Raw genomic sequence first — 21,606 nt, forward strand, 5'->3', positions numbered from 1 at the left:
CGGGCAGCGCTGGTTTACGGGTGGCGGGGCAGGGCGCCGAGGAGGGTCGCGGTCAGAGCCTGCTCGAGGAAGGGGGCCGGGTCGAGGCGGAAGCGGGCCAGCTCGGGGTCGCCCTCGTAGGCGGCCTCCAGGCTGGCCGGCGGCGTGCGATAGGGCGCGAGCGCGCCCGCGGTGAGCAGGGCCTGCAAGCTGAAGAACGTCGTCTCGTCGCCGAGCTCCGGCAGGTACTTGCGGACCAGCGCGGTCATGTCGGCGAGGCGGTCCAGCGAGGCGTGCTTGTAGCGGGCGACCACCTCGACCGAGACGTTGTGCTCCAGCACGCTCCCCTGCGCGGCGAACAGCTCGCACAGCACCGGGCGTCCGGACAGTGAACGGCTGAGGGTGCCGGCCAGGGCCGCGGCCCGCTCGCCGACGGGCAGACCCCCACCGACGCCGGCGGCGAGCTCGTCCGCCAGGTCGGCCAGCCACTCCCGCAGGAAGCGGTCGAGCAACTCGAGCAGCACCGCCTCGCGGGACTCGAAGTAGCGCAGCACGTTCGGTTTCGCCAGGCCGACCCGGCGGCTGAGCTCGTTGAGGGTGACGGCGGCGACCGGCATCTCCCCGAGCATCGCCGACGCCATGTCGAGGATGGACTGACGGCGGAGCTCGCGCTGCTGTTCGGTCCGGGCCCGCTGGAACGTCACGACCACCATCCTAACTTAAGTACCCCCGGTACGTTGACACCGTACCGGGGGTACTTTAACGTGAACGGCACAAGATACCTTCGGTACGTTAGCGAACAGGGAGTCGGCATGAGCGAGAACTGGACCACGGCGAACATCCCGGGCCAGCACGGACGCGTGGCCGTGGTGACCGGCGCCAACACGGGCCTCGGGTACGAGACCGCCAAGGCACTCGCCGAGCGCGGCGCCTCCGTCGTCCTCGCGGTGCGCGACGTCGCCAAGGGCAAGGCGGCGGCGGCCCGCATGACCGGCGACGTCACGGTGCAGGCGCTGGACCTGACCTCCCTCGATTCCGTCCGTACGGCCGCGGCGGCCCTGCGGTCCCGTCTCGGCCGCATCGACCTGCTGATCAACAACGCGGGCGTGATGTACACCCCGAAACGGACCACCCGCGACGGCTTCGAGCTGCAGTTCGGCACCAACCACCTCGGCCACTTCGCGCTCACCGGCCTGCTGCTGGACCGCATGCTCCCCGTGCCCGGCTCCCGCGTGGTCACGGTCAGCAGCACCGGCCACCGCATCCGCGCCGCCATCCACTTCGACGACCTGCACTGGCAGCGCTCGTACGGCCGGGCCGCCGCGTACGGCCAATCCAAACTGGCCAACCTGATGTTCACGTACGAGTTGCAGCGCCGGCTCGCCGCCCACGGCACCACCATCGCGGTGGCCGCGCACCCCGGCCTGTCCAGCACCGAACTGGCCCGCAACACCCCCGCGGCCTTCCGCGTGCCGATCACCTGGCTGGCCCCGCTCCTGGCCCAGACGCCGGCGATGGGCGCGCTGCCGACCCTGCGCGCCGCCACCGACCCCGCAACGCTCGGCGGCCAGTACTACGGCCCCGGCGGACGCCGGCAGATCAAGGGCCACCCCCGCCTGGTGACCTCCAGCCCGGCCTCGTACGAGGTGGCCGTCCAGCAGCGCCTCTGGTCCGTCTCCGAGGACCTGACCGGCGTGACGTTCCCGGTCATCGAGCCCCACCGGCACCCGATCCCCGCCGGGCCGGCCACCAGGTAACCCCGCGGCCGGAATTCCCGGTCCCGGCCCCGCCCGGGGATTCCCGGTCTCGACCCCGCCCGCTCTGAGACCGGCCCCGCTCCGGGGTCCGGCCCCGCTCTGGGGTCCGGCCCGCTCCGGGGTCCGGCCCGCTCCGGGCTCCGGCCCGCTCCGGGGGTCAGGTGGTGACGCGGGCGAAGACGGTCGCGAGGTAGGCGGGGTCCACTCCCACGAGCGTGTCGCGCAGGTGGACCCCGTCGGTCGGTGGCAACTCGAGCTCGGCGGGGACCGCCAGCACCGCCGCGCCCGACGCCACCGCGCTGGCCATGCCGGTCGGCGAGTCCTCGATCGCGACGCACTCGTCGACGGGCACGCCGAGCAGTTCGGCCGCACGGCGGTAGGGGGCCGGGTCGGGCTTGGGCGCCGACACCTCGTCGCCGCAGACCACCACGTCGAAATTCTCCCGGCCGAGCGTCTCCAGCGCGACCTCGACGAGCCGGCGCCCGGTCGAGGTCACCAGCGCCGTCGGCAGGCCCGCCGCCCGGACGGCCCGGAGCAGCTCCATCGCGCCCGGCCGCCAGACCAGCCCCTCGGCGAACAACTCCTCGACGCGCCGCTCGAGCCACTCCACGTCGGCGGGCTCGTCGCGGTCGGGCTGGCCGAGGTCCTCGCGCAGGATCCGCATCGAGGTGGCCATGCTGCTGCCGATCATCGCGAGCCGGGCGGACTCGGACAGCGTCCCGCCGGCGTGCGCGGCCAGCTCGTGCAGCGCCACGTCCCAGACCTTCTCGCTGTCGACCAGCGTGCCGTCCATGTCGAAGAGCACCGCGGCCGGTTGTCGTGATGTCAGGGCAGGCCTCCCGAGCGCCGAACGTCGAGGTCCCATTGTTCCTCGCCGGGCGCCCCGGCGTCGCCCGGTGTGACCGCTACGACAGGTTGCAGGGGTCCAGCGAACGCCGGTACCCCTTGCTGAAAGAGCTGGTCCGCTGCTGGGCGGTGCCGTGCGCGCCCTCGGCGAACCAGGGCTGGCCCGGGTCGTCGCCGACCGCCTGGAGGCCGCGCGCCAGCTCGTCCAGATCGCCGTCGTCCAGCCGCAGCCGGTTCGCCTTCTCCTGGTCGCCGATGTACGCCCCGGCCATGCAGTCGGCCTGCAACTCCTGCTGGATCGTGAACTGTTTCTGGATGCCGAGGCGCCGCTGGATAGCGTGCGCGTACTCATGGCCGAGCAGGTAGAAGATGAACGCATCGCCGATCTGCCGGAACGCGGCGAACGCCCAGTCCGCGTCGTACGCGATGAAGTCCCCCGCCGAGCAGTAGGCCGCGTTCCGCAGCCCGAGCGCCTGGCCCCCGCACTCGACCTCGCCCTTCTCGTCGTACGGGATCAGCTCGGCGATCGGCTGGAACGTCAGCCCCGACCGCCGGAACTGCGCCTCCCAGTACTCCTCGGCGATCCTGCGCGCCGATTCGACGTCGGACTGGAATTCCTCGACTGTGTCCGTACCGTCGACATCGGGGTCGGCGGGCTTGCCCGCTTCGGTCGTCCGCGTCTGGGCGGGACGTTGCGGCTGGCCGGACGGCGCCTCGGGCGCGGCCACGCAACCGAGGGCGACCAGGGCCCCCACGACGAGAGCCGGGATCGCGAGGCGGTTGCGTGGCACCGGCATGCGGGGTCCTCCGAGGGGCAGGCGAGACCGGGGTACCTCCACGATACGGAGGGCCGCCCGCGCGCGGATCAGGGTGTGTGCCACTCCGATGCCAGGTCCGCCCGGCGAGTCGCCCCGCCGCGCCGGAGGGTGTGTCGCTGGACACCGCCGCGGCCCGGGCGAGTCGCTCCCGCCGGGCGTAACTTGCGAAGGGACTACTCGCCGGAGGACAACCGTGAAGCAGGTATCGCTCGCCGGGCTCGACGTGTCCCGTCTGGGCCTGGGCTGCATGGGAATGTCGGCCTTCTACTCGGGCAAGGGCACCGACGACGCCGAGTCCGTGCGGACCATCCACCGCGCCCTCGAGCTGGGCGTCACCCTGTTCGACACGGCCGAGCTCTACGGGCCGTACACGAACGAGGAGCTCGTCGGCCGCGCCCTGGCCGGCCGCCGCGCCGAGGCGGTGATCGCCACCAAGTTCGGCCTGCTCTCGCACCGCGGCGGCGACGGCGGCCGCACCCTGGACGGCCACCCCGACAATGCGCGCGCGGCGGTCGAAGGCTCACTCAAGCGGCTCGGCACCGACCACATCGACCTGTATTACCAGCACCGCATGGACCCGAAGGTGTCGGTCGAGGAGACCGTCGGGGCCCTGGCCGACCTGGTGCACGCCGGAAAGATCCGGCACATCGGCCTGTCCGAGGCCGCCCCGGAGACGATCCGCCGGGCGCACGCCGTCCACCCGATCACCGCGGTCCAGTCGGAGTATTCGCTGTGGACCCGCGACCCGGAGGCCGAGGTGCTCCCGACCCTGCGCGAGCTGGGCATCGGCTTCGTCCCCTACTCCCCGCTGGGCCGCGGCTTCCTCACCGGCGCGATCCGCTCCGCCGAGGACTTCGACCGGGACGACTTCCGCCGCGGCAACCCCCGCTTCCAGGGCGACAACCTCCAGCAGAACCTGCGCATCGTCGACGAGGTCCGAGCCGTGGCCACCGAGGCCGGCGCGACCCCGGCCCAGATCGCCCTCGCCTGGGTCCTCGCCCAGGGCGACGACCTCGCCCCGATCCCCGGCACCAAGCGGGTGACAAGGCTCGAAGAAAACACCGCAGCCGATTCCGTACGCCTGACCACCGCCCAACTCGCCCGCCTGACAGCCATCCGCCCACCAACCGGCGAACGCTACGCAGACATGTCGGAAATCAACCACTAGCCCCGGCGCTCCACCCCTCACCCTGCTGCACGGCAGGCCGATCCGGCACGGCCCAACCCGACCCGATCCGGCGCGACCCAACGCGGCGTGACGCGACCCGGCGTGACGCGACCCAGCGTGACGCGACCCAGCGCGGCTCGGCGCGGCTCGGCCCGTTGCAGCCGACCGGACGCCTTCCCGGACCCGGCGCCTGGCCGACCAGACGCATGCCCCGGCCGGACACACGCTGGGCCGGGGCCGGGGCCGGGGCCGGGACCGGGACCGGGACCGGGACCGGGACCGGGACCGGGACCGGGGCCGGGCTTGGCGGGGCGGGGCGGGGCATGATGGGCGCGTGCGGATCGAGGATGTCACGCCCGAGACCATGCGTCCGGTGCGCCGGCCGTGGCTTGTACAGAGCTGGCATGACCTGGCGTTTCTGCACTGGGCGGTGCCGCCGGAGACGGTGTCGCCGTTCCTGCCTCGTGGCACGGTGCCGGACACGCTCGACGGGGTAGCGTACGTCGGGTTGATCGGGTTCCGGATGGTGAAGCTCGGGCCGTTGCGCGGGCCGGGGATTCCGTACCTGGGCACGTTCCTCGAGACGAATGTGCGCCTCTACAGCGTCGACGACCGGGGACGGCGGGCGGTGGTGTTCCTGTCGCTGGACGCCGAGCGGTTGCTGCCCGTGCTCACCGCGCAGGCGACGCTGCGCCTGCCGTACAAATGGTCCCGGATGTCCCTTGAGAAGAACGACGGCGTCCTGCGTTACGCCAGCACCCGCCGATGGCCCGGGCCGCGGGGTGCCCGGACGGCCTTTTCGGTACGCGTGGGAGCCCCGCTCGACGAACCCACGCCCCTCGAGCACTTCCTGACGGCCCGCTGGGGTCTGCACACCCGCGCCTGGGGCCGCACCGTGCACCTGCCGAACGAGCACCCGCAATGGCCGCTCGCCCGCGCCGAACTCCTCGAACTGGACGACGGCCTGCTCCCCGCCGCCGGCCTCCCGGCGATGACGGAACCCCCGGTCAGCGTCCTCTACTCCCCCGGCGTCCCGGTGACCTTCGGCGGCCCGGCAGTCGCCGCAACCTGACCCCACCGGCCAGCATCGGGACCCGGCGGGATCCGACACACGCGGGCCGGTGCGACCCGCGGACCGGCGCCGGACGCCGACCGCACGGAGAAGACCGGGACCGGAGGCACCGGCAGCCGCAAACCGGGATCCCACCGCCGGGAGGGCAACCGGGACCCCACCGCCGGGAGGGGCAACCGCGGCAAGCCGTAGTCGGGCCGGGTCAGACGCGGGCCGGGATGCGGCGGTGGAGTTCGGCGAGCAGGACGTCCGGGCCCGGGGACATCAGGCCGACGTCCAGGAGGAATGCGGGGCCCGAGTCGCGGCGCAGCAGGCGGGGGCGGCGGCCCGGGCCGGGTAGCTCGGTCACCGCGGTCATCGTGGACGGGGTGATCACGAGTTCGGTGAACGGGCCCCACCGGCGCAGGCCGACCGCGGCGACCGCCGACCAGGGTAGGTGCACGCCTCGCCGTCCGGTGGCACCGAATTCCAGGCCGCGGATGGAACTCTTGAGCCAGCCGAAGCGGTTCCACGCCGCCAGGACGATCAGGCCCGCGCCCGCCACCGGCACGATGAGCAGCGCCTCCACGGCCCGTACCAGGTCACCGGCGGTCGGGCGGACGCCGAGGGCGAGCGCTACCAGCAGGATCAGCAGGACGCAGGCCAGCGAGCCGAGGGCTATCACCCAGAGCATGGTCACGAAGACCATGGCGCGGGGCTGGAAGAAGGTGGTCGCGTCCTCGCCGACCTCGAGCGGATGATCCTCCACAAAACCGATTATGCGGGCAAATGCCGCCGCCGACTCCCGGTTCGGCGGTCCCCGCGGCCGGGTCGGTCAGACGGCCGGAGGGCGGCCGGCGGTGGGTGGGTCAGACGGCCGGAGGACGACCAGCGGCGGGTTGGGTCAGACGGCCGGAGGACGACCAGCGGCGGGGTGGGTCAGACGGCCGGAGGACGACCAGCGGCGGGTTGGGTCAGACGGCCGGAGGACGACCAGCGGCGGGTTGGGTCAGACGGCCGGAGGACGACCAGCGGCGGGTTGGGTCAGACGGCCGGAGGACGACCAGCGGCGGGTTGGGTCAGACGGCCGGAGGACGACCAGCGGCGGGTTGGGTCAGACGGCCGGAGGGCGGCCGGTCAGGAGGTCGGCGACGCGGTAGAGCGAGCCCAGCAGGCCCGGGATCGACGCCGGGTCCTTCAGGCGGCCGGGGGTGAAGGTCATCAGGTCCGCGCCCTGCAGGGTCCAGGCCGGCACGGCGCCGTCTACGTGGGCCTGCAGGAGGGAACCGCTCAGCGGGTACGGCGATCCGGCCGGTTCCCCCACCACGCGGAAGTCGTGGTCGAAGCGTTCGTGGCCGAGGGTGCTGCCCGCGCCGAACAGGGCCCGGCCCCACTTGGAGAGGGTGCCGCGGGGCTGGATGCCGACGTACGCGGACGGCCGGTCCAGGTGGACGACCAGGACCGTGTAGTGGTGGGTGGTCGAGCGGGTGCCGTGGGTGGTGCCGCCGTTGCCGTCGGGCGTGCTGGTCGAGGTGGTCTCCGTGTACGAGTAGTCGGCGACGCTGGCTCGGCGTCCCCACAGGGGGCCGGTGAGCGCCAGCGTCACGCCGCGGCGGTTGCGGCCCGGCAGGCGGGAGCTCCAGTCCACGGCGGGATTCGGTACGAGCATCCAGCCGTGGGCCGCCGCCCAGCCCTGCAGGGCCTCCCGGCGTTCCCGCTCGCGCCGGCGGCCGACGACGGCTGCCAGGACGACGAGGACGACCACGACGGCCACGCAGAGAAGCAGCCCGGCAACGAGCACCACCCCATCCATGGCGGGACAGCTTGCCACGCCACGCGCGATTCCGCAGGTTACCCGCCCGCCGCGCGATCATGACCGCCGCCGCACGGCCCCGCGAGACCCGCACGCCGGGCAAGAGCCGCCATGCCGGCGCACGGTAAGAAACGACGGCAAAGAGGGCTCGGCAGGCAAGCGGCGGGCGGCGGGCGGCGGCGCGCAGGCGGCAACGGCGGCGGCCGGGCGGGGACAACGGCAGGAGGGCGGCAACGGAAAGCCGGCGGGCAGGAACGACGGCGGCCGCCCACAGGACGTGGGCGGCCGGTCGCGGTTCGGCCGGGGCGGTGGCCAGGGATCAGTTGCGGGCGGACACCGTGGGCAGGCTCATGGTGTCGGCGCCGAGCTGGTCGCCGTCGACGACCTGCTCGACCGGTTCGACGCCCGCCGCCGTGGCGACCGCCTCGGCCTGGGCCTCGGAGGTGACGCCGAGCTTGGCGAGCTGGCGGGTGTAGCTGCGGGTCGCCGTCCAGAGCTTGTAGATCAGCAGCAGCTCGAACGCGGTGAGCAGGGCCGCCGACGCGATCGTGACCGGGATGATCTGGCCGGTGACCGGGCCGATGATGAAGATAAACATCTGGAACTCGATGCCGCTGAACAGGTGCGCGCGGATCCGCTGCCGGACGAGCATGTTGCGGACGCGGACGAAGGCGCTGAACTTGGTGCGGAAGTCGCCGTACACGTCGACCACGGGGCGCTCCGCCCCCGTACCGTCGGTGGCTGTCGTGGCCGTGACCGCCGCGCCCACCGGGTGTTCGGCGTCGGTCTCCTCGACGAACATCGGCGCGGCCGCGCCCTCGCCCTGGGCCGCCTCCAGGCGGCGCCGCATGTCGTTCTTGACCTTGCCCATCTGGAGGGCGTTCAGGTAGCGGAAGCCGTCGAGGAAGATGACCAGGCCGGCCATCCACAGGTAGTGGATGTTGTCGGTGCGCTCGTACTGGCCGGCCATCAGGGCCACGCCGCACACGACCACGCGCAGGCGGTCGAAGACGTAGTCGAGCCAGGAGCCGAAGACCGAGCCGGTGCCCTTCAGCCGGGCGATCTTCCCGTCCATGCAGTCGAGCACGAAGCTGAAGTGGAAGAGGACGGCGCCGGCGACCAGCCACGGGTAGTCGCCCTGGGCGAAGCAGTACGCGGACACCACCCCAAGGATGAACGCGCCCATGGTGAGCAGGTTGGGGGTTACCCAGCGGATCGGCGCGACCAGCCAGACGAGCCGCGAGGCCAGCGGGTCGACCAACCAGACCGTCCACCAGGCGTCGCGATCCTTATAGGTACGCGTACGGATCTCGTCAAGCGTGAAGCGTCGTGCCATGCCACAACTCCACCGGGGTGATGAATACATGAATAGTGAGACGCGCGGACATTACAGGAGACCGTCTCGCAGCATAGATGCCTGGGCAAGAAGCGGGACAAACAGCGACATGTTCGGCCGATAGGCGATAGACGATCATGAACAACGGACCACCCCGGGCTCCGGCGGACCCCGTCCGAGCAGCGGATCCCTTCCGGCGATTCTTGTGTACGTAAGGAGCAGTGCTTGATCACGTACGGTGATCTTGGGCTCGTGAGGAAGATCACCGGGCGGGGCTGACCTCGATCGGGCGACGGATCAGGTTGGCCCGCGTGCCCTCGCATGTCAGGATTCCGGGACGGTACGGGCCGGCCGACCTTCCGGGGGGACGACGAGTGGACGCCGAGCATGTGGCGGACGATCTGGATTCGGTGCTGCTGACCGAGGAGCGGATCCTGACCCGGGTCGGCGAGCTCGGGCGGACGATCGACAAGGACTACGCCGGCCGGGAGCCCGTGCTCGTCGGGGTGCTCGGCGGGGCCGCCACGTTCACCGTGGACCTGGCCCGGTCGCTCGAGAGCCAGGTCGAGATCGGCTGGATGGCGGTGCGCTCGTACACGACGAGCAAGCGCAGCTCCGGCTCCGTACGCCTGCTCAAGGATCTTGATCTGGAGATCGAGGGGCGGCACGTGATCATCGCCGAGACGGTGATCGACACCGGCCTGACGATGTCCTGGCTGATCGGGAACCTGCGGCAGCGCGGCCCCGCCTCCATCGCGGTGTGCGCGCTGCTGCGCAAGCCGAACACCCCCGCCTTCGACGTGCCGGCGTACGTGGGCTTCGACGTGGAGCCGGGCCTGATCGTGGGCTACGGCCTGGACTACCGCGGGCACTACCGCAACCTGCGCTGCGCCGCCGTGCTCGCCCCGCACGCGGTCCGCTGACCTTCCCCCGCCGCCGGCACTGACGGCGCGGCCGGTCACGCCGGCCCCGGGCGCGGGACGACCGCGCCGGGCGCTCACCGGGCGAGACCGGCCGGCGTCGATGTGCCACGATCACGCATGCCCGTGACCAACCCCTGGCTGGCCGGCCCGTCGCCGTCCGGCCGCCTGCCCACCGACCGGCTCGAGGAACGCATCCTCAACCTGCTCTCCTCGCAGAACATGTGCGTGCTCGCCACGGCCGGCCCGGCGGGCCCCCTGGCCACCCCCGTCCGCTACTTCCACCTCGACTTCACCCTGCTGTTCACCTCGGCGGCCGGGTCGCCGAAGCTGCGCAACATCGCGGCCGACCCGCGCGTCTCGATCGGCGTCTTCGCGCCCCTGGTGGGCCAGGCGAGCAGCCGCGGCGCCCAGGTCTTCGGCGAGGCCCGGATCCTGTCGCCGGACGATCCGGAGTTCGGCGACTTCTGGCCGGCGGTGCGCTGGCAGTCCGACCACGTGGAGCGGTCGCGGTCGCTGGACGACCCGCCGCTGGGTCCGCTGGTGGTGGTGCCGGCGACCCGCATCGTCTACACCGAGCACTGGCTGCGCCGCGACGGCTACGCGCCCCGCCAGTTCTGGAAGCGCGCCCCCGCGGCCCGGTGAGGCCCGCCCCACCCGGGCCCGCCGGGGCGCCGCCGGGTGGGATTCGGTGACGGCACGTAGGCTCTGAGGTACTGAGGTACGAAAGGTTGGCATCGTGACAGAGTTCGACGGCCTACCCCTGCTGCGCTCCCCGGTGGCGATCGCCGCCTTCGAAGGGTGGAACGACGCCGCCGACGCGTCGACGGCCGCGGTGGAACACCTGGAGCAGGTGTGGCAGGCCCGCGAGATCACCACCATCGACCCGGAGGAGTTCTACGACTTCCAGGTCAGCAGGCCGACCATCACCATGGCGGAGGGCGAGACCCGCAAGATCGAGTGGCCGACGACCCGGTTCGCCGTGGCCAGCCCGCCCGGCACGGACCGCGACGTGGTGCTGATCCGCGGCATCGAGCCCAGCATGAAATGGCGCACCTTCTGCGAGCAGATCCTCGAGGTCTGCCACAGCCTGGAGGTCGACCGGATCGTGCTGCTGGGCGCCCTGCTCGCGGACGTCCCGTACACCCGGCCCCTGCCGATCAGCGGGACCGCCTCGGAGAAGGAGGTCGCGGAGAAGTACAAGGTCGTCCCGACCCGCTACGACGGCCCCACCGGCATCGTCGGCGTCCTCCAGGAGGCCGCCGGCCGCGCCGACCTCGACGCGCTGTCCTTCTGGGTCCACGTCCCGCACTACGCCAACAACCCGCCCTGCCCCAAGGCGACCCTGGCACTGCTCAGCCGCCTCGAGGACGTGCTGGACCTGCCCGTACCGCTGGCCGACCTCGCCGAGGAAGCCGACGAATGGGAGAAGCGCGTCCGAGCGGCCGCCGAACAGGACGCCGAACTCGGCGAATACGTCCGCGAACTCGAGGAACGCGTCGGCGACGAGGGCATCAAGCCCCTGACCGGCGACGAGATCGCCAGCGAATTCGAGAAATACCTCCGCCGACGAGGCGGCTCGGCCGGCCCCACCGCCGGCTCCTGGTAGCCGCAGAGATCCCCCTGGCCCCGCCTCGTCGCGGGGCCGGGTGCGGCCTCGCCGCCCTCAAGGTCGATGAGGAATGCACGAGCCGGCGCAGGGCCGGAGTCAGGCAGATGCGGGCATGCGCCTTTCCCCTTCGGCCCGGAAGGGTTCTGTCTGCGGCGTAGCAGATAGCGCGCGCCGGAGGCGTCAGCGCCAGAAGGTGGCTATTGCCGCGTTGATCAGGGTCAGGGCCAGGATGCCGATGAAGTGGCCCCGGTTGATGTCCTCGCGCTTGCGGCGCCACGGGATGAAGACCATGACGAAGATCATGATGGCGATGAGCAGTTTGACCGCGAGCTTGGCCGGGCTGGGTTCGGCGTCGCCGCCGCCGCGGAGGGGGGCGGCCAGGGCCAGGCCGGTGACGACCTGGATGATCGCGCCCCACAGCATGGCCGGGTTGATCCGGAGCTTGCCCGAGACGAACTGAACGACCGCGCCGCCGAGCAGCAGCGCGAATCCGATGAGGTGCGCGTAGCGCAGGATCAACCGCAGAGCCTCCATGGCGGGAGAGCCTAGTCGGCGCCGCCCTCCCCCATGACCAGCAGGTGCCGGGACGCGCCGCGGGAAGGGGCCCGCCAGCTCTGCAGAAGCCCGCCCATCCAGATCCGCGCACAGCCGGCCGGCTTCGAAGGGCCGCACCCGCGTGTCGCGGTGGGCTGGCGCACCGTCCGTACGGCATCCTAGGAACCTAGGGTCTGGAGGTCGGACATGACGATCAATCCCGGCGCCGCGGAGTTTCCGCATCGGCAGATCGCCGCGCTGCTCAAGGAGCGGATCCGGCGCGGCGAGTGGCAGCCCGGTGAGCGGCTGCCCTCGATCCCCGCGATGGCCGAGATGTTCGGGGTGGCCAAGCAGACCGTGCAGCGCACCGTCGATCAGCTGCGGGTCGAGGGCATCCTGATCACGAAGCCGGGCTCCGGCACGTACGTGCGCGGCACCCGGCGGCGGCTCAACCGGCTGGCCCGCGGCCGGTACGGCCTGCACCGCGGCTACCACGCCGACCTGGCCGCCCGGTACCGCCAGCAGCTCACCGCCGTCGGCAAGGAGGCCGCCCCGCCCGAGGTCGCCGACGCGTTCGGGGTCCGCGACGGCACCGAGATGCTGGTCCGGCGGCATGTCGTGCGCGCCGACGACGCGACCGTGGAGGTCGGGGCGTCGTGGTTCCGGGTGACCGACGCGACCGGCACCTCGCTGGAGCGCGCCGAGGCGTACGGGCGCCCGCTCTACCAGGAGGCGGAGGAGGCGATCGGCCGGCGCTACACGTCGGCGACGGACACGATCAGCGCCCGGCAGCCCAGCCGGGAGGAGGCGGAGATCCTGCAGATCCGGCCGGACACGCCGGTGCTGCACCTGCTGCACGTGGCGTTCGACGAGACCCGCAAGCCGATCGAGGTGGCCCAGGCGACCTGGCCCGGCCCGATGACGACGCTCACCGAGGAGTACCGGATCCCCGAGCCGGCCCCGGACCCCGACCCGGACCCGGGCCTCACCCTCGCGTGACCGCCCCAGAGCCGGCGGCCGGGCTCACCGCCGGGCGGCACCCCGCTTGGCGGCCGGCATCCCGCAGCGCGAGCCCGCCTCGGTGGCCAGCACGTTCTCCTCCAGCGCCCGCAGGCTCGCCAGGGCCGTACGCCGCTGCGCCTCCGTCATGTCCCCGGCCGTCAACTCCTCGAGCTGCGTCCAGATGTGTTCCACGCAGGAGCGCAGCTCGTCGCCGGCCGGCGTCGTGGCGACCAGGGTCGCCCGGCGGTCGGCGGGGTCGGGCAGCCGGCGCACGTAGCCGGCCGCCTCCAGCCGCTGCACGATGCGGGTCGTGCCGGCCGAGTCGGTGCCGAGCTCCTCGGCGAGGGCCGCCTGGCGTTGCGGGCCGGACTCCCACAGTCGCATGAGGAGGAGCTCCTGGCTCGGGTGCAGGCCGGCGGCGCGCAGCAGACGGCCGGCGAGAAGCTGGTGGATGCGGGCGAGCCGGAAGATCGCGTGGCTGATCGGGCCGCCCGCGGCCGCCCCCGGCAGCTGACGGAGGCCGTCCGGATCGCCGCTCATGCGGCCAGCCTAGCTCCGGCGGACGGTGACCCTGATCACCGGAAGACCTGGAAGAAAGCGCGGCGGCCGGGGATTACCTGTCCTGGACAGCAGATTCGCTGCCCAGGACAGGAGTTTGTGATGCCCTCCGCATTCGACGAGATCCGCATCGGCCGCCACACCGCCCGCAACCGCGTGGTGATGGCCCCCATGACCAGGAGCCGGGCGTACGGGCCCGGAGCGAGCCCCACCGAGCTCATGGCCCGGTACTACGGGCAGCGTGCCGGCGCCGGCCTGATCATCACCGAGGGCACCCAGCCGTCCGCCGTGGGACAGGGCTACCTGAACACCCCCGGGCTGCACACGGCCACTCAGGTGGAGGCGTGGAAGCCGGTGACCGCCGCGGTGCACGAGCGGGGTGGCCTGATCTTCGCCCAGCTGATGCACTCCGGCCGGATCGGCCACCCGAGCCTGCACGGCGCCACCCCGGTCGGCGCCTCCCCGGTGGCCGCCGCCGGCACGGTGTTCACCGCCGAGGGCCCGCAGGACCTGGTCACCCCCGAACCCCTCGACGAGGACGGGATCCGCGCCACGATCGCCGACTTCACCGCCGCCGCCCGCAACGCGATCGAGGCGGGCTTCGACGGCGTGGAGCTGCACAGCGCCAACGGCTACCTGCTGCACCAGTTCCTCTCCACCAACGCGAACCTCCGCACGGACGGCTGGGGCGGCACCGTCGAGGGGCGCATCCGGCTGACCGTCGAGGTGACGAAGGCCGTCGCGGCCGCGATCGGCGCGGACCGGCTGGGCGTACGGATCTCACCGTCCAACCCGTTCAACGACATCACCGAGGACGGGCACCGGGAGACGTACCTGGCGCTGGTCGACGCGCTGAACCCGCTCGGGCTCGCGTACCTGCACGTCGCCGAGGGGCCGGACACCGAGTTCACGCCGCGGCTGCGGGAGCGGTGGAGCGGCACGCTGATCCTCAACCCGTACACGCCGGGCGCGTGGACCGGGCCGGAGGCGCTCAAGGCCGTCGAGAACGGCGAGGCGGACGCGGTCTCGTACGGTGCGCTCTTCCTGGCGAACCCCGACCTGCCGGAGCGGCTGGCCGCGGGCGGCCCGTTCCAGCAGCCCGACTACGCGAAGGCGTACGGCGGCGACCACAGCGGTTACACCGACTACCCGGCGCTGGCCGACGCCTGATCCCGCCCGCCCGGCGGCCCGCAACGGCCGCCGGCAACGGCGGACGGGCGGACGGCCGCCGGGCGCTCCTACAGGCGGATGCCCAGGAGGGCGTCGACCGTCCGGGACATGAGCGCCGGAGCCGCCGCGTCGTCCCCCGCGCCCGACAGGGCGGCCTCGGTCCAGGCATCGACCACCGCCAGCGCCGACGGGGTGTCCAGGTCGTGGTGCAGGGCTTCGCGTACGGCGGACAGCAGGCCCTCGCCGGACGGGCCCGACGCGGCCGCGGCCGCCGAACGCCAGCGGGACAGCCGGAGTTCGCCCGCCTTGAGGACGTCGTCGGTCCACTGGCGGTCGGTGCGGTAGTGCTCGGTCATCAGGCCGAGGCGTACGGCCATCGGGTCGACGCCGTCGCCGCGCAGGCGGGACACGAAGACCAGGTTGCCCTTGGACTTGGACATCTTCTCGCCGTCGAGGCCGATCATGCCGGCGTGCACGTAGTGGGAGGCGAACGGCGCCTCGCCGGTGAGCCGCTCGGCGTGCGCGGCCGAGCACTCGTGGTGCGGGTAGAGCAGGTCGTTGCCGCCGCCCTGGACGTCGATCGTGGTGCCGAGCAGGCCGAGCGCGATGGTCGCGCACTCGATGTGCCAGCCGGGGCGGCCGGGGCCCAGGTCGCCGCCGTCCCAGGCGGGCTCGCCGTCGCGGGCGCCGCGCCAGAGCAGCGGGTCCAGGGGGTCGCGCTTGCCGGCCCGGTCCGGGTCGCCGCCGCGCTCGGCGGAGAGCGTCAGCATCTCCTCGCGGGACAGATGGGACTCGTAGCCGAACGACGGCGCCGCGGAGACCGGGAAGTAGACGTCGCCGGTGCCGTCGTCCAGCGTGTACGCCGCGCCGTCGGCCAGCAGCTCGCGGACGTGCCGGGCGATCGCCGGGATGGACTCCACCGCCCCGACGTAGTGCGCCGGCGGGATCATCCGCAGCGCCTCCATGTCCTCGCGGAACAGGGCGGTCTCGCGCATCGCCAGGACGATCCAGTCCTCGCCGTCGCGGGCGGCGCGCTCGAGCAGCGGGTCGTCGATGTCGGTGACGTTCTGCACGTAACGCACCTCGTGGCCGGCGTCGCGCCAGGCCCGCTGCACCAGGTCGAACGTGATCATCGTGGCGGCGTGGCCCAGGTGGGTCGCGTCGTACGGCGTGATGCCGCAGACGTACATCGTCGCCGTGGGCCCCGGTGCGGTGGGGACGACCGCGCGGCGGGCCGAGTCGTACAGCGCCGGCGGGGCGGCCCGGCCCGGCAGGGTCGGCACGTCGTGCCCGGTCCATGCGTCCATGGTCACGAGCCTATCGAGCCCCACCGGGACTGTCGGCGCCGCGTGAGTAAAGACTCAGACCGGCGGCCAGGGCACCGCGGGCCAGTCCTGCGGCGGCTGCGGGAACCGGCGCGAGCGCAGCAGCCGGCGCACCCGCAGCCGGGCGTGCTGCACCTCGGTCAGGGTCAGGTGCTCCTCGAGCTGCTCCCCCAGGCCGCCGTCCAGCTGCGCCGAGAGGCTCTCGAGCACCTCCACCGACTCGGGCGGGATGGGCCGGCCGGTCCAGCCCCAGAGCACCGTGCGGAGCTTGTTCTCGACGTGGAAGGACACGCCGTGGTCGACGCCGTGGATGCGGCCGTCGGCGGCGTACAGGACGTGGCCGCCCTTGCGGTCGGCGTTGTTGATCACCGCGTCGAGGACGGCGAGGCGGGACAGGCGCGGGTCGTCGGCGTGGGCCAGCGCGTACGCGTCGCCGTCCTCGTCCCGCGCGGACGCCACCGGCATCCAGCCCTCGGGCACGTCGTACGCCGGCACGAACCCGATCAGCGACTCGGCGTCCTCGGGCTCGTCGATCCAGAGCTGGCAGGCGCCGCTGCCGAGCGGCCCGTCGCGCAGGATCGTCGGCGGCACCAGCCCCCACCCGGTCGCCCGGGAGACGAGGAACGCCGAGACCTCGCGGCCGGCCAGCGTGCCGTCCGGGAAGTCCCACAGCGGTCGCTCACCCTGGACCGGCTTGTAGACGCAGCGGCGGGTCAGCCCGTCGAGAGTGATCTCGGCCCGCAGCGTGGTGTTGGAGGCGTCGACGAGGCGGCCCTCCAGCTCCATCGTGCCGTGGGTGAGCAGCTCGAGGGCCTGCTCCTCGGCCAGCACGGAGGCGGGCCCCGTCATCACCGGTGGTAACCGTTGTGCCGCGGACAGAGATGGCCGGCCGGGTCGAGGGGCTGACCGCAGAGCGGGCACGGCGGGCGGCCGGCGGCGACCACGCGGCGGGCGCGGTCGATGAACGCCCGGGCCGCCTCGGGGGTGAGCCGCACCCGCAGGCGGTCGAGGTCGTCGTCGGGTTCGTCGTCCTCGTCATCGGCGGGGCCGTCCTCGTCGTCCTCGTCCTCGTCGTCGTCGAGCTCGACCTCCGCGTCGCCCTCGCCGGCCTCGATCGCCTCGATGACGACCGTGGTGGTGTCGACGTCGAAGGCGAGCCCGAGCGTGCCGACGCGGAACTCCTCGTCGACCGGCGTGTCGAGGGGCTCGTTGTCGTTGACGGCGAGCGGGGACGTCTCCGGCAGGTCGACGCCGAACCGGCGGCCGGCCTCGGCGAGCAGCTCCTCGAGCTTCTCGGCGAGCAGCGACACCAGCCCCTTCTCCAGCGCCACGCTGATCACCCGGCCGCCGCCGCGGGCCTGGAGGAAGAACGTCCGGTCGCCCGGCTCGCCCACCGTCCCGGCGACGAACCGCTCAGGCGGCTCGAAGGCATGCACCTGGTGGGTCATGCCAACGACCCTATCCGCCCGCGCGCGGGAGCGCGCAGCGCACCGGGCCGGTTCGCCGAGGGCGCAACGCGAGCACACGCAGCGGTAACACGCCGGTCACGCCCGGTATTCACACCCCCGCGCCGGCGCCGCCGCCCACGGCGGCGTCGGACTGCGAGGCCGGGTCCGCGGCCTGCCCGTCGGCCTTTTTCGGGGGTACGAGCGCGCTCAGGTCGGCGGTGTCGTTGAGGCGCACGAGGAACGGACGGGTGGGTGTGTACCGGATCACACTCACCGACGCCGGGTCGGCCACGATCCGCTGGAACTCGTCCAGGTGCAGGCCCATGGCGTCGGCGACGATGGCCTTGATCACATCGCCGTGGCTGCACGCGACCCAGAGGGCGTCCGTACCGTGCTCGGCGGTGACCTTGGCGTCCCAGCGCCGGATTGTGGCCACCGCGCGCGCCGACATGGCGGCCATCGCCTCGCCGTTGGGGAACACGACCGCGCTCGGGTGCTGCTGCACCACCGGCCACAGCGGGTCCTCGGCCAGCTCCTTGAGCGGGCGGCCCTCCCAGTCGCCGTACCCGCACTCGATGAGGCCCTCGTCGACCGCCGGGACCACGTCGGGCAGGGCCAGCTCCACGGTCTGCCGACAGCGGATCAGCGGGCTGGTCACGACCGCGGCCAGCGGCAGCGCGCGCAGCCGCCCACCGACCCGGCGGGCCTGGTCCCGGCCGGTGTCGTCGAGCTCGACGGGCCGGTGCCCGGCCAGCCCGCCGGTGGCGTTGGCGGTGGTGCGCCCGTGACGCAGGAGCAGGACGGTGGCCACGGCTACCCGGCCACGCCGGCGGCCTCGTACGCCTCGGCGACCGCCCGCAGCGTGGCGATGCCGCTCTCCAGGTCGCCGACGTACGGGCTCACCGACAGCGTCCCGACGCCGGCCGCCGCGTACTCCCGGATCCGTTCGGTGATCCGCTCCTTGCCGCCGAGCAGGGACGTGCGGTCGATGAAGTCCTGCGGCACGGCCGCGGCCGCCTCGCGCATCTTGCGGTCCAGGTAGAGGTCCTGGACCTCCTTGGCGGCGTCGGCGTAACCCATCCGCACGGCGAGCTGGTTGTAGAAATTCTGCTCGCGGCTGCCCATGCCGCCGACGTAGAGCGCCGCGTACGGGCGGATCAGGTCGGCGCAGGCGGCCACGTCGTCGCCGAGCGCGACGGGCACGGTCGGGCAGACGTCGAACCCGGTCAGCCCCGCGCCGGACCGGGACCGGCCGCGCTCGATGTGCTGCAGATACTCGCCCGCGGCGTCCGGGGCGAAGAAGATCGCCAGCCAGCCGTCCGCGATCTCGCCGGCCAGCTCCAGGTTCTTCGGTCCCACGGCCGCGAGATAGATGGGTACGGCCGTACGCGGCGGATGGAAGCCGAGCCGCAACGCCTTCCCGGGCCCGTCCGGCAGCGGCAGCGTGTAGTGCTCGCCCTCGTACGCGACCGGCTTGCGGGCGATCGCCAGCTTGACGATGTCGACGTACTCGCGGGTGCGGCCGAGCGGCTTGGCGAACCGCACGCCGTGCCAGCCCTCCGAGACCTGCGGGCCGGAGACGCCCAGCCCGAGCCGGAAGCGCCCGCCGGAGAGGGCGTCGATGGTGGCGGCGGTCATCGCGGTCATCGCGGGGCTGCGCGCCGGGATCTGCATCACCGCCGCGCCGACGTCGATGCGCTCGGTCTGCCCGGCGATCCACGCCAGCATGGTCGGCGAGTCGGAGCCGTACGCCTCCGCCGCCCACACCACGGCGTAGCCGAGCCGGTCGGCCTCCTGCGCCATGGCCAGGTGATCGGCCGGGGTGCTCCACGAGGTCTGGTATCCGAGGCTGAGTCCGAGCCGCACGGGTCCTCCGATCCTGCTGCCGGAGCACCGATGCTCCGCGCTACGAAGCCTAGGCGAACACGCTGAGTGATCTTCGGGGTGCCGGGTCGCGTACCCGACGCATCCGCGACCCTATTGAGCTGCCGCTGGCGTTCCGCGGGGGGTCTTGTCTGAATAAGGTTCACCCATGCAACAGCGACCGCTCGGCCGAAGCGGGCTGGCGGTCTCCCGGCTGGCCCTCGGCACCATGACCTGGGGACGGGACACCGACCCCGACGACGCGGCCGCGCAGCTCAAGCTCTACCTCGACGCCGGCGGCACGCTGATCGACACCGCCGACGTGTACGGCGACGGCGACGCGGAGACGGTCATCGGGTCGCTGCTCGACCACCTGGTCCCCCGCGACGAGGTGCTGATCGCCACCAAGGCCGGCCTGGGCCACTCGCCGCACCGGCGCCGGGACAGCTCTCGCGGGCATCTGCTGCGCACCCTCGACGCGTCGCTGCGCCGGCTCGGCACCGACTACGTCGACCTCTGGCAGCTGCACGGGTACGACCCGCACACGCCGCTGGAGGAGACGATGGCGGCGCTGGACCACGCGGTGCACACCGGGCGGGTCCGCTACGTGGGGGTGTCCAACCTCGCCGGCTGGCAGACCGCGCAGCTCGCGACGTGGCAGCGGGCGTACCCGGGACGCGCCCCGATCGTCGCCACCCAGGTGGAGTATTCGCTGCTGGAGCGCGGCATCGAGCGCGAGGTGCTGCCGGCCGCGGCGGCGCTGGGCCTCGGCGTGCTGCCGTGGTCGCCGCTGGGCCGCGGCGTGCTGACGGGCAAGTACCGCAACGGCCGCCCGCTGGACTCCCGCGCGGCCACCGACCACCTGGCCCCGTTCGTGCAGACCTACCTGGAGCCGCGCAGCTCGAGCATCGTCGAGGCGGTGGTGACGGCCGCCGCCGGCCTGGGCGTCGAGCCGCTGGAGGTGGCCCTGGCGTGGATCCGCGACCGTCCGGGCGTGGCAGCACCGATCCTGGGCGCGCGCACGGCCGGCCAGCTCCAGGGCGCGCTGCTCAGCGACGACCTCACCCTGCCGGCCGAGATCGCCCACGCCCTCGACGACGTGTCCGCCGTGCCGGTCGGCTACCCGGAACGCGAGGGCCTGACCGGCCCGGGGGCTGGTGGCCCACCCGCGGCTGACGCATATTAGGACGCATGGACTACGAGTACGCGCCGCTGCGGTTGCCGTCGAACGTCGATCGTCTGACCGCCGCGGCGCAGCTGGCCATCCAGGCAGAATTCTCGGGCTGGGAACTGGCCCGCGTCCAACTCTTCCGCGACGGCACCCGCCAGGTAATGCTCCGCCGAAAAAAGTCCCCCACTCCCCAACCCGGCCTGTCTGTATAGCTGGCTGAGCTGCTGGCCTCCGCTTCGCTGCGGCGGGCACTGCGCCCCTGGGAGCCTGTGTCGAGGGCACCAAAACACACCACGGCAAAAGGCGCCTAGTGTGTTTTGGCGCCCTCGACACAGGCGGGCGCAGTGCGACTTGGGTCGCGCAACGCACCTCGGTGACTTGGGTCGGGCAGTGCGCCTCGGGGTTGGTGTGGTCTGGCGAGGGTCTACGGCCTTGACCCGGTCGCATTGCGCCCGCCTGTGTCGAGGGCGCCGGAACGGACTAGGCGAAGCCGTGGTTCGTTCCGGTGTTCTCGACACAGGCTCCCAGGGGGCGCAATGCCCGCCGTAGCGAAGCGAAGGCCAAATTAATGGGCGTGGTCGGCTTCCTCGTCGTCGCCCAGGAAGGGGTGTTCGTCGAGGCGGCCGACGAGTTGGTCGTCCGGGCCCGGGGTGAACGGTCCCGTGCCGTCCTCGTCGGCGAAGGCCTCCAGGTCGAGGGGTTCCTTCACCTCCGAGACCGTCAGCAGGCCGTCGAGGGGCTCGAGCTCCGGCACGTCGAGCGACGACAGGGAGCCGTCGCCGGCCTGGAGGAGCTCCAGCACCGCCTCGCCGACGGAGTCGACCGTTTCGGGTTCCTCGTCGTCGGGGACCATGGTGCGGCGGGCGGCGTCGGCCACCCGGAGCAGGGCCGCGACGCTCGGCACGCGGTAGTCGCGGCGCTGGCGCACCGAGACGACCTGGGGGTACGGGTCCGCCGCGGCGCCGTCGAGGCCGCCGATCGCCGTACCGAAGCGGGCGTCCGCCTCGTCGGGGTCGATCGATTCGACGTCCCAGGGTGTCACCTCGCCGAACGCCTCGAGCAGCTGCTCGTCGTAGGCGAACGAGGTGTTGTTCAGGTTGACGTAGGCCTGCCACACGTCGTCGTCGTCGACCCGGCCCTGGGCGGCCTTGACCGCCGCCAGGTGGGCCCGGGCGGACTCCACGACCCGTTCGAGGGCGGCGTCCAGCTCCGCGTACTGGTCGGTCATGGTTAGA

Annotated in this window: 24 protein-coding genes; 10 read left to right on the forward strand and 14 right to left on the reverse strand. The window is 72.8% G+C overall.

The annotated features are described in order from the left end of the window. Positions 1 to 14 precede the first annotated feature (14 nt). Complete coding sequence (locus tag CLV70_RS03825; RefSeq protein ID WP_106125041.1) at positions 15 to 683, reverse strand: TetR/AcrR family transcriptional regulator; 669 nt, start codon at positions 681 to 683, stop codon at positions 15 to 17. 108 nt (positions 684 to 791) lie between these two features. Here CLV70_RS03825 and CLV70_RS03830 point away from each other — a divergent pair, with 108 nt between their 5' ends. Then, positions 792 to 1,736 (forward strand): SDR family NAD(P)-dependent oxidoreductase, encoded by a 945-nt coding sequence (locus CLV70_RS03830; protein ID WP_106124873.1) that lies wholly within the window; start codon positions 792 to 794, stop codon positions 1,734 to 1,736. A 157-nt stretch (positions 1,737 to 1,893) separates the two neighbouring features. Here the strand turns inward: CLV70_RS03830 and CLV70_RS03835 are convergent, their stop codons facing one another. Both CLV70_RS03835 and CLV70_RS03840 read right to left on the reverse strand, forming a co-directional pair. Beyond that, positions 1,894 to 2,541 carry an HAD family hydrolase gene (locus CLV70_RS03835; protein WP_106124874.1) on the reverse strand — a complete coding sequence of 216 codons (648 nt, stop codon included), beginning with the start codon at positions 2,539 to 2,541 and terminating at the stop codon, positions 1,894 to 1,896. A 100-nt stretch (positions 2,542 to 2,641) separates the two neighbouring features. Continuing rightward, positions 2,642 to 3,379, reverse strand: a complete 738-nt coding sequence (locus CLV70_RS03840) for a neutral zinc metallopeptidase (RefSeq protein ID WP_106124875.1) — start codon at positions 3,377 to 3,379, stop codon at positions 2,642 to 2,644. A 214-nt stretch (positions 3,380 to 3,593) separates the two neighbouring features. Between CLV70_RS03840 and CLV70_RS03845 the strand changes: the two genes are divergently transcribed. Together CLV70_RS03845 and CLV70_RS03850 are read left to right on the forward strand one after the other, a co-directional pair. After that, on the forward strand, positions 3,594 to 4,568 hold the full coding sequence (locus CLV70_RS03845; RefSeq protein WP_106124876.1) for an aldo/keto reductase: 975 nt from the start codon (positions 3,594 to 3,596) through the stop codon (positions 4,566 to 4,568). Between the two features lie 334 nt (positions 4,569 to 4,902). Continuing rightward, a complete protein-coding gene (locus CLV70_RS03850; protein WP_245907996.1) occupies positions 4,903 to 5,640 on the forward strand; it encodes a YqjF family protein in 738 nt (245 codons plus the stop codon). A 202-nt stretch (positions 5,641 to 5,842) separates the two neighbouring features. Here CLV70_RS03850 and CLV70_RS03855 read toward each other — a convergent pair whose 3' ends face one another. From CLV70_RS03855 to CLV70_RS03865, 3 genes are all read right to left on the reverse strand, one after another. Further along, on the reverse strand, positions 5,843 to 6,388 hold the full coding sequence (locus tag CLV70_RS03855; protein ID WP_106124877.1) for a hypothetical protein: 546 nt from the start codon (positions 6,386 to 6,388) through the stop codon (positions 5,843 to 5,845). Positions 6,389 to 6,733: 345 nt separating this feature from the next. Next, the gene (locus tag CLV70_RS03860) at positions 6,734 to 7,432 is read right to left on the reverse strand and encodes a hypothetical protein (protein WP_146163945.1); all 699 of its coding nucleotides are present in this window, start codon (positions 7,430 to 7,432) and stop codon (positions 6,734 to 6,736) included. Between the two features lie 319 nt (positions 7,433 to 7,751). Further along, positions 7,752 to 8,768, reverse strand: a complete 1,017-nt coding sequence (locus tag CLV70_RS03865) for a CDP-alcohol phosphatidyltransferase family protein (RefSeq protein ID WP_106124879.1) — start codon at positions 8,766 to 8,768, stop codon at positions 7,752 to 7,754. Between the two features lie 374 nt (positions 8,769 to 9,142). Between CLV70_RS03865 and hpt the strand changes: the two genes are divergently transcribed. The 3 genes from hpt (at position 9,143) to CLV70_RS03880 (ending at position 11,297) form a co-directional block, all read left to right on the forward strand. Beyond that, a complete protein-coding gene (hpt, locus tag CLV70_RS03870) occupies positions 9,143 to 9,691 on the forward strand; it encodes a hypoxanthine phosphoribosyltransferase (protein ID WP_106124880.1) in 549 nt (182 codons plus the stop codon). A 117-nt stretch (positions 9,692 to 9,808) separates the two neighbouring features. Continuing rightward, entirely contained in the window at positions 9,809 to 10,333 is a 525-nt protein-coding gene (locus tag CLV70_RS03875; RefSeq protein WP_106124881.1) for a pyridoxamine 5'-phosphate oxidase family protein, read from the forward strand. A gap of 94 nt (positions 10,334 to 10,427) precedes the next feature. After that, positions 10,428 to 11,297, forward strand: coding sequence for a PAC2 family protein (locus CLV70_RS03880; RefSeq protein ID WP_106124882.1), 870 nt, complete (start codon positions 10,428 to 10,430; stop codon positions 11,295 to 11,297). Positions 11,298 to 11,480: 183 nt separating this feature from the next. On the opposite strand, the gene CLV70_RS03885 is transcribed toward CLV70_RS03880, so the two are convergent. Next, positions 11,481 to 11,834 (reverse strand): hypothetical protein, encoded by a 354-nt coding sequence (locus CLV70_RS03885; RefSeq protein WP_106124883.1) that lies wholly within the window; start codon positions 11,832 to 11,834, stop codon positions 11,481 to 11,483. A gap of 207 nt (positions 11,835 to 12,041) precedes the next feature. Here CLV70_RS03885 and CLV70_RS03890 point away from each other — a divergent pair, with 207 nt between their 5' ends. Further along, positions 12,042 to 12,833: a GntR family transcriptional regulator gene (locus CLV70_RS03890; protein ID WP_106124884.1), complete on the forward strand. Its 792-nt coding sequence runs from the start codon at positions 12,042 to 12,044 to the stop codon at positions 12,831 to 12,833. A 24-nt stretch (positions 12,834 to 12,857) separates the two neighbouring features. Here the strand turns inward: CLV70_RS03890 and CLV70_RS03895 are convergent, their stop codons facing one another. After that, positions 12,858 to 13,376, reverse strand: a complete 519-nt coding sequence (locus tag CLV70_RS03895) for a MarR family winged helix-turn-helix transcriptional regulator (protein ID WP_106124885.1) — start codon at positions 13,374 to 13,376, stop codon at positions 12,858 to 12,860. A gap of 120 nt (positions 13,377 to 13,496) precedes the next feature. Between CLV70_RS03895 and CLV70_RS03900 the strand changes: the two genes are divergently transcribed. After that, complete coding sequence (locus CLV70_RS03900; protein ID WP_106124886.1) at positions 13,497 to 14,564, forward strand: alkene reductase; 1,068 nt, start codon at positions 13,497 to 13,499, stop codon at positions 14,562 to 14,564. A 68-nt stretch (positions 14,565 to 14,632) separates the two neighbouring features. Here CLV70_RS03900 and mshC read toward each other — a convergent pair whose 3' ends face one another. The 5 genes from mshC to CLV70_RS03925 form a co-directional block, all read right to left on the reverse strand. Further along, a complete protein-coding gene (gene mshC, locus CLV70_RS03905) occupies positions 14,633 to 15,871 on the reverse strand; it encodes a cysteine--1-D-myo-inosityl 2-amino-2-deoxy-alpha-D-glucopyranoside ligase (protein ID WP_106124887.1) in 1,239 nt (412 codons plus the stop codon). Positions 15,872 to 15,925: 54 nt separating this feature from the next. Continuing rightward, positions 15,926 to 16,738, reverse strand: coding sequence for an SCO1664 family protein (locus CLV70_RS03910; RefSeq protein ID WP_106124888.1), 813 nt, complete (start codon positions 16,736 to 16,738; stop codon positions 15,926 to 15,928). Beyond that, positions 16,738 to 17,337, reverse strand: a complete 600-nt coding sequence (locus CLV70_RS03915; protein ID WP_106124889.1) for a DUF3090 domain-containing protein — start codon at positions 17,335 to 17,337, stop codon at positions 16,738 to 16,740. Before CLV70_RS03915 ends, CLV70_RS03910 begins: the two co-directional genes overlap by 1 nt. 109 nt (positions 17,338 to 17,446) lie before the next feature. After that, positions 17,447 to 18,148: a histidine phosphatase family protein gene (locus tag CLV70_RS03920; protein ID WP_106124890.1), complete on the reverse strand. Its 702-nt coding sequence runs from the start codon at positions 18,146 to 18,148 to the stop codon at positions 17,447 to 17,449. A gap of 2 nt (positions 18,149 to 18,150) precedes the next feature. Continuing rightward, positions 18,151 to 19,203, reverse strand: coding sequence for an LLM class F420-dependent oxidoreductase (locus CLV70_RS03925; RefSeq protein WP_106124891.1), 1,053 nt, complete (start codon positions 19,201 to 19,203; stop codon positions 18,151 to 18,153). A 166-nt stretch (positions 19,204 to 19,369) separates the two neighbouring features. On the opposite strand from CLV70_RS03925, the gene CLV70_RS03930 reads away from it, so the two are divergent. Both CLV70_RS03930 and CLV70_RS03935 read left to right on the forward strand, forming a co-directional pair. Continuing rightward, positions 19,370 to 20,386, forward strand: coding sequence for an aldo/keto reductase (locus CLV70_RS03930; protein WP_106124892.1), 1,017 nt, complete (start codon positions 19,370 to 19,372; stop codon positions 20,384 to 20,386). A 5-nt stretch (positions 20,387 to 20,391) separates the two neighbouring features. Beyond that, entirely contained in the window at positions 20,392 to 20,583 is a 192-nt protein-coding gene (locus CLV70_RS03935) for a DUF5703 family protein (RefSeq protein ID WP_106124893.1), read from the forward strand. A 353-nt stretch (positions 20,584 to 20,936) separates the two neighbouring features. Here the strand turns inward: CLV70_RS03935 and CLV70_RS03940 are convergent, their stop codons facing one another. Next, positions 20,937 to 21,599 (reverse strand): hypothetical protein, encoded by a 663-nt coding sequence (locus tag CLV70_RS03940; protein WP_106124894.1) that lies wholly within the window; start codon positions 21,597 to 21,599, stop codon positions 20,937 to 20,939. Positions 21,600 to 21,606: the final 7 nt, after the last annotated feature.

The organism is Pseudosporangium ferrugineum, from assembly GCF_003002065.1.
GTDB classification, from domain to species: domain Bacteria; phylum Actinomycetota; class Actinomycetes; order Mycobacteriales; family Micromonosporaceae; genus Actinoplanes; species Actinoplanes ferrugineus_A.